The sequence below is a fragment of the Bacillus sp. LR--39 genome (genome assembly GCF_053613335.1).
The window spans coordinates 1-517 of record NZ_JBSIOT010001604.1 but is presented as its reverse complement, the minus strand read 5'-3'; the positions used below and the strand labels follow the sequence as shown (position 1 = coordinate 517).

Sequence of the window (517 nt, the reverse complement as noted above, 5' to 3'; positions counted from 1 at the left end):
CACTCTTTTCTTAACCCAGCGATATGAGTGCCAATGAAGCAAAGCAAAAATGGCGATTAATATGGTAAACGCATTAAGCAATAAAATGGACCAGCCCCCAGAAACAAATTGCAGCACGATAGAGGCTATATAGATCATGAGAATAAAAGCCAGGCCCGGCACTCTGAGTGCAAGCATGTTTAATGCCCGCCTATCATGTGAGTAATATTTATCTTTAAAAGGATTCCTTATAAGCAAACCTTATCCACTTCCTTTACCTGTTTCACCGAATAGAGATTCATGAAAATCGAACCCATATTTCAACGTGCAAACATACATGTATCCAATCATTTTATAGGAAGAGAAGGAACACAACAATATCAGGTGCAGGGAAACATTAGAGTTTCCAACAAGTGATCATTGCCCAAACGTACATGAACGTTCTGCCTCTATGTACGTTTTATCTTTTCAAATTTACCTTTAAAATCATAAGGAACTTACTATTCATTGAAGGAATGATCATCATTGAAATCGATTG

1 pseudogene is annotated in these 517 nt (G+C 37.3%); it reads right to left on the bottom strand.

Features of this window, described 5'->3' with window-relative positions:
* Nucleotides 1-237 (bottom strand): annotated as a pseudogene (locus tag ACWHAR_RS32040) (sensor histidine kinase); the annotation flags it as partial.
* Nucleotides 238-517: the final 280 nt, after the last annotated feature.